General features: G+C 45.8%; 8 protein-coding genes. 3 read left to right on the top strand and 5 right to left on the bottom strand.

Going from position 1 to position 8,813, the window contains the following annotated elements:
- Together ACOJS8_RS20490 and ACOJS8_RS20485 are read left to right on the top strand one after the other, a co-directional pair.
- On the top strand, positions 1-276 hold a 276-nt coding region (locus ACOJS8_RS20490), incomplete at its 5' end, for a hypothetical protein (RefSeq protein ID WP_420150415.1).
- Between the two features lie 237 nt (positions 277-513).
- A complete protein-coding gene (locus ACOJS8_RS20485; protein ID WP_420150414.1) occupies positions 514-3,471 on the top strand; it encodes a DUF2723 domain-containing protein in 2,958 nt (985 codons plus the stop codon).
- Positions 3,472-3,643: 172 nt separating this feature from the next.
- On the opposite strand, the gene ACOJS8_RS20480 is transcribed toward ACOJS8_RS20485, so the two are convergent.
- The 5 genes from ACOJS8_RS20480 to ACOJS8_RS20460 all read right to left on the bottom strand — a co-directional run bounded on the left by ACOJS8_RS20480 (position 3,644) and on the right by ACOJS8_RS20460 (position 8,296).
- Positions 3,644-5,242 carry a Na+/H+ antiporter gene (locus ACOJS8_RS20480; RefSeq protein ID WP_420150413.1) on the bottom strand — a complete coding sequence of 533 codons (1,599 nt, stop codon included), beginning with the start codon at positions 5,240-5,242 and terminating at the stop codon, positions 3,644-3,646.
- 78 nt (positions 5,243-5,320) lie between these two features.
- Positions 5,321-6,133, bottom strand: a complete 813-nt coding sequence (locus ACOJS8_RS20475) for an alpha/beta fold hydrolase (RefSeq protein ID WP_420150412.1) — start codon at positions 6,131-6,133, stop codon at positions 5,321-5,323.
- Between the two features lie 137 nt (positions 6,134-6,270).
- The gene (locus ACOJS8_RS20470) at positions 6,271-6,771 is read right to left on the bottom strand and encodes a DUF1772 domain-containing protein (protein ID WP_420150411.1); all 501 of its coding nucleotides are present in this window, start codon (positions 6,769-6,771) and stop codon (positions 6,271-6,273) included.
- Positions 6,772-6,784: 13 nt separating this feature from the next.
- Positions 6,785-7,411 carry an NAD(P)-dependent oxidoreductase gene (locus ACOJS8_RS20465; RefSeq protein ID WP_420150410.1) on the bottom strand — a complete coding sequence of 209 codons (627 nt, stop codon included), beginning with the start codon at positions 7,409-7,411 and terminating at the stop codon, positions 6,785-6,787.
- A 69-nt stretch (positions 7,412-7,480) separates the two neighbouring features.
- Positions 7,481-8,296, bottom strand: coding sequence for a DUF6597 domain-containing transcriptional factor (locus ACOJS8_RS20460; protein ID WP_420150409.1), 816 nt, complete (start codon positions 8,294-8,296; stop codon positions 7,481-7,483).
- A 299-nt stretch (positions 8,297-8,595) separates the two neighbouring features.
- Here ACOJS8_RS20460 and ACOJS8_RS20455 point away from each other — a divergent pair.
- On the top strand, positions 8,596-8,813 hold a 218-nt coding region (locus tag ACOJS8_RS20455; RefSeq protein WP_420150408.1), incomplete at its 3' end, for a hypothetical protein.

The raw sequence follows: 8,813 nt of genomic DNA, 5'->3' as shown, positions 1-8,813 counted from the left end.
GAACAACAACTTATAAAGAGACTTGTAGAATCACATCGCCAAAAGCAGGACGCTATAATTCTTAAGGCTTTAAAAGCTCATATTCCGCAAGTAACTCTGGAAAATTTTGGAGAGTATGCCCACCGTCTGACTCAATCGTCACCAAAAGACAAACCCTATCCCATACAAATTTTCCTGGATTATGGCACGTCCGACGAAACTCTGGTTTGTGAACTACAGGAGCCGGAACTGATTATGGGCGATAACAAAGCTACCGGTCGTACTTTTAAAGCGTAATTTTTATTGGCAATTTGTCTAACAACGTAACGCCAGATAGCACAACGCACTCAACTCCTTCGTAGACACATAACAGCCTAATCGCAAACCTACTGCCCTCGCCGTTTCTTTCGATCGAGTAGTTTATGATTTACTGCATTAACAAACTTTAACAGCCCGCCCTGCCCCGGTCGGGCTTCTTTTTACGTACTTTTGCCGGTTACTTACACAAAAGCAATTCGTTAATTCTTCATTAGTATGCAATCATTCAAACGCCTGAACATCCTTACGGGCTGGTTCGTTTTCGCCGTCGCGCTCATTACCTACGCGATGACCGTCGAACGAACAGCCAGTTTTTGGGATTGTGGCGAATTTATTGCGTGTTCGTTCAAGCTTCAGGTACCGCACCCACCAGGGGCTCCGTTTTTTCTGCTATTGGGTCGACTCTTCTCCATGCTCTCGTTTGGCGATCTGACCAGCGTGGCCTATTGGGTAAATATGGCGTCAGTACTAGCGAGTGCGTTTACCATTGCCTTTCTGTTCTGGACAATTACGATGCTGGGTCAGAAGCTTCTGGGAAAGCCTGAAAGCGAGTATACCACAGCCGATACGTTGCTGGTTGTTGGAACGAGTGCTGTGGGCGCGCTGGCGTATACCTTCTCCGATACGTTCTGGTTCTCAGCGGTAGAAGCAGAAGTTTATGGCATGTCGTCGTTTTTCACGGCAATCGTGGTGTGGGCGGCTTTCAAATGGGAACGTATTGACGATGAAGCCGCGGCTAACCGGTGGCTGATTTTTATTGCCTACTTAACCGGCCTATCGATTGGCGTTCACTTACTGAACCTCGTTACGTTGCCAGCATTAGCACTTATTTATTATTTCAAAAAACAGCCGAAACCAACGTTCTGGGGCGGGATAATTGCTGCAGGTATTGGTCTGGTAGTGCTGGCGATCATCAATGCGGGTATTATTCCAGGTTTGCCCAGCATGGCGTTCGCTGTTGAACGGCTCTTTGTAAATTCCTTTGGACTACCGTTCAACTCAGGGGTTATATTCTTCATTGTTGTGTTTTTGGGTGCCGTTTTGTACGGTGTTATTTGGTCGGCTCGTCAAAAACGGGTTGTTCTGAATACGTCGTTGCTGGCATTGGCTTTTGTGCTGATTGGTTACGCTTCGTACATGCAGGTGCTGGTACGTGCCGATTTTAACCCGCCGATCAATGAAAACAATCCTGACGATGCCCTGAACTTCCTGTCCTACCTCAAGCGCGAGCAGTACGGTAGTCGTTCCTTACTCTACGGTCCCGTTTTTACGTCTCGGCCAATTGACCAGAAACAGGGAGCACCGATCTGGCAGAAGCAAGGCAATAAGTACGTCATTTTTGATTATCAGCCGGAGTACGTTTATGCGCCCGGTGATGAAATGTTGTTTCCCCGCGTGTACAGCAGCCAGCAAAACCACCCGGCGTTATACCGGCAGATGCTTGGGCTTTCTGAAGGTCAAAAGCCAACGATGGGCGATAACCTGAAGTACATGTTTAGCTATCAGCTCGGTCATATGTGGTGGCGATATCTAATGTGGAATTTCGCCGGACGTGAGAGCGATGAAGAAGGTGCAGCCTACCTTTTGCCCTGGTCGACGGATGCTGGGGTTCCCGATTTGCTGAAGAACAACAAAGCGCGCGATAACTTCTACATGTTGCCGTTTGCACTAGGACTGTTCGGGATCGTGTTTCAGTACTTCCGCCGTCGGCGCGACTTCCTGATTGTGGCGCTGCTGTTCGTTTTCACAGGAATTGCCCTACAGGTATTCCTGAACTCGCCCCCATCGGAGCCTCGCGAACGAGACTATATTTACGTTGGCTCGTTCTATTTCTTTGCCATCTGGCTTGGTTTGGGCGTTATGGCACTTGCCGAAGGGTTACGGGCTTATCTTAAATCGGACATGGCACGTAATGGCCTGGTTGTTGGCCTGTGCTTATTAGTACCCGTTATGATGGGTGCGAAAAGCTGGGATAACCACAACCGGAACCACCGCTATCAGTCGGTTGATTTTGCCAAGAACCTGCTTAATTCCTGCGCACCCAATGCTGTGCTGTTCACCGGTGGCGACAACGATACGTTCCCGCTCTGGTACGTGCAGGAAGTGGAAGGATTCCGGCGCGATGTACGGGTTTGTAACCTGAGTCTGCTGGGCACGGAGTGGTACATTCAGCAGATGAAACGCAAAACGTATGAATCGGATGCGCTGCCAATTTCGCTCGAATTCGACAACTTCAACAAAGGCAAAAACGATATTGTACCGTTTTATGAAGTGCCCGGCGTAAAGAACGGGATTGATCTGAAGCAGTACATCAACCTGATTAAGACCAACAATCCGGCAATTCAGGTTCCGCTGACCAGTGGCGACATGACCAGCATTCTGCCTTCGTCGGTGCTGTTCCTGCCCATTGACAAAGCTACTGTTGATCAGGCCAATTTTGTACCGGCCAATCTGCGTCCGCTCATGAAAGATACGTTGCAATGGACCATCGGGAAGAAAGATCTTTACAAGCCCGACCTGATTATGCTCGACATGATTGCGACCAACAACTGGAAACGGCCAATTTATTTCTCCAGTACGCTGGCTAGCGACAACTACCTGAGTTTGAAGCCATACATGCAACTGGAGGGCTATGCGTATCGCCTGATGCCGGTAGCGGTACCAGGTGCGTCGGATGGTTATGTAAACTCCGACATTATGTATACGAACATGATGAAGAAAACTTTCTGGCGTGATTTTGACAACCCTGATACGTATTACGATGAAACCTACAAAGGACCACCCGTTATTTCAGCCCGGATTGCGTTCTTCCGTTTAGCAGATCAATTAATGCGGGAAGGGAAAAAAGATAAGGCTCGTGAAGTACTTGATTATTCACTGAAAGTCATTCCGGATAAGAGTATTCCGTATGATCAGATTTCATCGAATTACGTCCGGTTCCTATTTGAAGTAGGCGACAATAAGAAAGCGCTCGAAATTGCAGAAACAATGGCCACTCGGGCTGATCAAAACCTAACGTATGATAAGAGCGGAAACGGGAATCGATTCGGCAGCCCGGATTCAGACCTGTATATTCTGCAAACGATTATTGAAGCCTGCAAAGAAGCCAAACAAACGGCAGCAGCCAATAAGTACGAAGCAATCTTTCAAAAGCACATCAATGCTTTTGGTTGATCAAAATGATTAGTACCAAAAAGGCCAGATACTGCTACGTATCTGGCCTTTTTGTTTTATCGACGTTTATTTGACCTTATTACGTATAGGCAATCTGGATTAGTCAAGCAACAATAAAGCACGCTCCCCTACTCGGAAAAGCTGCGATCCCCAACCGCTAAAAACCCATCCTTTAGTGAATCGGGTGATTGTTTTTTTCTTCTTCCAGATCCATCCGGGCTTCTTCACTGCGAAGCACATCATCGTCGAATTCCTGTTTGCTGCTCAGCCGTTGGAGCTCATCTCGTTTCACCGTAATGATTTCGGCTCGAATCTGATTGTACCGCGCTATGTCTTCGCTATCACTTTCCAGAGCATTCAGATGGCGCTTGGTCTGATGCAGATCATTTTCCATCTGATTTTTCATATTTCTCACTAACTCATTATCGTTCAGATCATTAGCATAATTCTCCTGAAGGTGTGTTAAAGCAGCCTTTGCGAGTTTTAACCGTATCCTCGTCTGCTGCTCATCTTCAGGTAAACGAGGAATTGGATCTACGTAATTAACCCAACGAATGATCATTGGCAAGGTCAGACCCTGAGCAACCAACGTAACAAGGATTACAACGAACGTAATGAACAGAATCAGGTTTCGATGAGGAAAGGGTTCGCCATTTTGCAAGGTCAAAGGTACAGACAGAGCCGATGCTAAAGACACCACACCGCGCATACCCGACCAACCCAGAATAAGGGGAGCCCGATAGCTAACATTTCGCACAGCTACAGTAATATATTGGCCTATAAACCGAGTAAAGGCTACAGAGACAAACGAAAAAAGTATGCGCGAAACAATCAATACAGAAGTGACCATTAATCCGTATTCAATGGCTTCTATCTTGGAATAGTCGCCTAATCCATTGATAATAACGGGCAGCTCAAGACCAATCAGAATAAATACCAGGCCATTTAATGCAAACACTACGGTAGACCACATACTCACCGACTGGATTCGCTCGCTATGGTTCAGAATCCGGTGACTTTGATTGGAGAGGAATAAGCCACCACTGACCACCGCCATTACGCCCGAAACCTCAAACTCTTCAGCAACCAGGTACATCGTGTATGGGGCTATAAAGGTCAGCAAAACTCCGATTGAGGTCGACGTCGGTAGCCATCGGTGAATGGCATAGAAAATGCCCGCTACTGCCAGCCCAACAACTACCCCCAAAATTGTGACCAGGAAAAAATCAACAGCCGCTGTCTGGAAAACAAAGGTTCCTGACGCAACAGCAGCCAGGGCAAAACGAAAAACTATTAAACTCGATGCATCGTTTACCAGACTTTCTCCTTCCAGAATACTAACCGTGCTCTTGGAAATATTTACGTTTTTCAGCACCGACGTAGCAGCAACAGCATCCGGCGGAGATACAATTCCACCCAACAGAAAACCCAATGCCAGCGTAAATCCGGGAATTAATGCGCTGGAGACGTAAGCAACGGCAAGCGCCGTTAGAACCACCAGCCCAAAGGCCAGTACCATAATGATTCGTCGCCAGCGCCAGAACTCTTTCCAGGACATAAACCAGGCGGCTTCGTAAAGCAGAGGTGGTAAAAATATCAGAAAGATGAGTTCAGGATCAATTTCAATACGTGGAATACCCGGAATCAGACTAATGCCCAATCCGCTCAGTACTAAAAAGATGGGGGTTGGAATACGTAGGCGCTGGCCTATCATAACCAGAATCGAAACAGCAAGTAATAACGAAAGACAAAGCAGTAGCGTTTGGTGCATGAGGATATGCTGAATAAGTCAGAGACGAAGTTAATACGTACTGGCTCCTTTCAAAAAATCCATGCTCGTTTCACGATTTTATGCGATGCTACGTTCCCGCATGATTTCTTCAATCGTTTGGTCAAGCAGTTGATTCAATTCATCCGGTTTTTCAATCATCGGATAATGACTGGTACCTTCCATTGGATGTATGGCAAACCCTTTGGTCGTCAGCTGTTTTAGCGGCTCTTTCTGCGTAGGCATGTAATCAACATTAATCAGATGCAGTTTACAGGATAATTTTGGTAATAATTCCCGTTCGGTCAGGTATTCATCGTTAAAGATTGCCTCAATTATTTCGATTGCCATCGGCTGGAAGGCATTTCGATAGTCGTTAATTACTCTTGCCGAAACGGCTTCAGGGGTTTCCGGCGTAACTAACACCATTCGAACGTATTGCTCGTTTGTATCGGCAAAATTCTGATGGAGCTGCTCAACAATCTGTTTGCTTTGTTCCTGATATTCTGACGGCAGTGGCTGGCCGGCACTTTTAAAATTATCAATTCCGATAAACCCAATAACTGGATCAGGATTGGTTGTCGCAGCTACTAACCCGACGTTTCCACCCATTGAATGGGCAATTAAAATTACCTGCTCAAGCTTCAGGCTTCTGATGAACGTAGCAACATCCTCTCCCATGTTTTTTACTGTCCAATGCTTCTTATTACGTCCTGATTTTCCGTGCCCGGGTAAGTCAATCGCAATTACATGGTAGCGGTCTTTGAAATAAGCTAATTGTGCATTCCAATACGATAGATCAATATCGGCCCCGTGTACAAACAATAGTGTAGGCAAAGCATTTCCTGAGCTAACGTAGTGAATAGACGTTTCGTCGTGCATGAGCGATTCCATAAGAAAGCAGCTTATTGATCTATTGAAGAAGAACTATGCGGAACAGCTTTAGTTACGTAACGTCGAATAGTACGCTACGTAGAGTTTTCATTTATCAGCTAATGTACCAGCAATTACACAGACACAATTACAAATGTCTAGTCTGTTTTTGACATAAGACAGGCAATAATTGTGAATAAAAGCGCAACAATCGACGCAATGGTTCGAATTGTGTGCAAGGTATTCCAGGGACCTTCAAACCGAACTCTTTGCGTAGTAATCTCGCCCGGCGAAGCCGTTTGTATTGAAAAAGCTTCCAGCTCTTCATTCAACGGAACATTTCCCAGTACCGTTACACCAAACACACCAATCAGATAAATGACAGTTGCCCCGAACAGGAGCCAGAAACGATATGGAGTCGATTGGCCATAGGTCAGCCAGGTACTGATTGGCAACAATATTGGGGCGCCCATAAAACTGATAAAAAACAAAGGATTCAGAATCGCCCGATTTATCGATTGCATTGCCGTTACGTACTCAGGGTCGCTCAAACGACCAAGCCCCGGATTGACCGAACAGGAATACGCATAGAAAAGCCCCGCTACAAGCGCCGTGGTGAGCGCGGCACAGACGAGAAGTATATTCTGAAGTATAGCCATGTAGTATGCGTGTTTAGTAAGATAGGCCGGGTGCCTTGCCCAGATACGTATCATCGGCTAGCTGCTTAAGCATAAAATCTGCTACGTCGGCGCGGGAGATTTTAAGTGTCAATCCGCGGGCATTTCCGTCAAAGCCATGCTGATACGTGCCGGTGCGCTTACCATTGGTGAAGGCCGCCGGACGAACAATTATCCAATCTAATGAGCTTTGCTGGATGTATTTTTCCTGGCTTTGATGATCAATAAAAGCCTGTTTCAGAAACAAGCCAAACATGATGTATTTCCAGAAGAAGTTCAGATTACCCTCGCTGTCGCCAGCACCCAATGTGGTTTGACAAATCAAACGCTTCACGCCCAGGGATTCCATAGCCCGGACAATGTTTCGTGTTCCTTCCGATCGTGTACCACCCTTGCGCCCAGCCCCAAGTGCACAGAGCACTACGTTGTGGCCCTTAACAGCTTCCTCTACTGAATTGTAATCCAGTACGTCGCCCTGAAAAATGGTGAGATTGGGATGACTGGCGAACGTAACAGCTGGCGGCTGGCGCGTAAATGCCGTGATAGTATGTCCCTGAGCAATTGCCTGTTCGACAAGCTGACGCCCGACACTTCCTGTTGATCCAAAGATGAGCAGCTTCATATTGTTTTGTTTTTTAGACAAAACTAGAAGGGCTGTCAGCCTTAAAATAGAACAAAACCGACAAGGCTATCAAAGCCATTCGGCAAAATTCTCAACGACTTCGTTAGCTTGTTTGCGGTACCGGTAAGGCGAGAATCCGGCAAATTCCTTGAAAACCCGGATAAAATGCGATTGGTCGGCATACCCATTTTCAAAAGCAATATCCGAAAGCTTATCGTAATTACTTGTTTTTAACTGCTGCAGGGACGCCTGAAACCGACAGATCCGTGCGAATAACTTGGGGGAAACGCCAATACCTTGCTTGAACTTTCGTTCAAGGTACCGTTCTGACACGTTCAACTCATCCTGTAATTCTTTTAGCGAAACGCTCCCCTGCGATATAATCAGTCGTGATAGAGCCTGGTGTGTTACGTTATCATGCTGGGCTCTGTTTCGACTGATCTGGTTGATCAAATACGCTGATAACAAGTCGATTCGACACGTAACAGAATCAGCATTGATAAGTTGCTCTGCCAGGAAAAGTGGTTGCTGACCGCCCAGTGCGCTCAGATCAGTACACGTATCGGTTAGCTCATCAGCATCGAGCCCGAAAATAGACTTTAAGGCTACTGGTGAGAAACATACACCCATTACGTTCATGCGCTTGATCGCATGTATTTCCCGATGTTTGATCGTCTGCCCATACAAACACAAAGTCGGCAGTTGTTTTTTGTTCTGGTCGAAAAGCAGTTCGTTCTCGTAGAGAGGTACGATAAGGCCCGGACATCCATCGGTGATTGGTCGAAACGTTTTCGACGCGCTACTGGTATGCTTATTCTCACAGATCCAGAAATACTCAACGTAACGTTTAAGGTGAACTGGCGGAGGTATTTTTTCGTACTTCATCCGTGTCTTTCCAAGGCGGAACACTATAACCTTTAATTACTTTAACTGTAACAAAAAGCGAAATCAGTAAGTTTAGAAAGTAAATATCCCTCATTATCAGGTATGCGCTTCCTATCCTCCTATTAGCAATAAAATAGTCGCAAATAGTTTTTGTCAATTTACGCCAGACCAGCTTCAATCAGAACTATTCATACCAGATCAGATTAAATTTTACTTTCCGAGGAGCCAATTCTTTCACAATAATTTTAATTTTATCACATATTTACATATAAGGCATCCTAGTAAACTTTATATATACTATGCAAAAATTATTTACATTATCTCTTTTCCCGGGATTTTTATTAATTCTGCTTGTACTTCGCTGCTCTCCCGGCTTTTACATATTTGTTAGCCAGATCGACTTTGTCGCTTCGGTCTTACTAATTCTACTATCCGATGTTATTCTGGTATCGCTTTTTATATTTAGCATGATCGTCGTGGCTCGTCTTGTCTCTTGGGTACGTCATAGTAGTAAATC

This window comes from Spirosoma sp. (genome assembly GCF_048594605.1).
GTDB lineage: Bacteria > Bacteroidota > Bacteroidia > Cytophagales > Spirosomataceae > Spirosoma.
Note: the sequence above shows the minus strand (reverse complement) of the source record. Positions and strands in the feature narration are given on the sequence as shown.

Excerpts from the sequence above, each read along its gene's own strand:
- ACOJS8_RS20485 (WP_420150414.1), top strand. The coding sequence starts at position 514 with ATGCAATCATTCAAACGCCTGAACATCCTTACGGGCTGGTTCGTTTTC.
- ACOJS8_RS20480 (WP_420150413.1), bottom strand. The coding sequence starts at position 5,242 with ATGCACCAAACGCTACTGCTTTGTCTTTCGTTATTACTTGCTGTTTCG.
- ACOJS8_RS20475 (WP_420150412.1), bottom strand. The coding sequence starts at position 6,133 with ATGGAATCGCTCATGCACGACGAAACGTCTATTCACTACGTTAGCTCA.
- ACOJS8_RS20470 (WP_420150411.1), bottom strand. The coding sequence starts at position 6,771 with ATGGCTATACTTCAGAATATACTTCTCGTCTGTGCCGCGCTCACCACG.
- ACOJS8_RS20465 (WP_420150410.1), bottom strand. The coding sequence starts at position 7,411 with ATGAAGCTGCTCATCTTTGGATCAACAGGAAGTGTCGGGCGTCAGCTT.
- ACOJS8_RS20460 (WP_420150409.1), bottom strand. The coding sequence starts at position 8,296 with ATGAAGTACGAAAAAATACCTCCGCCAGTTCACCTTAAACGTTACGTT.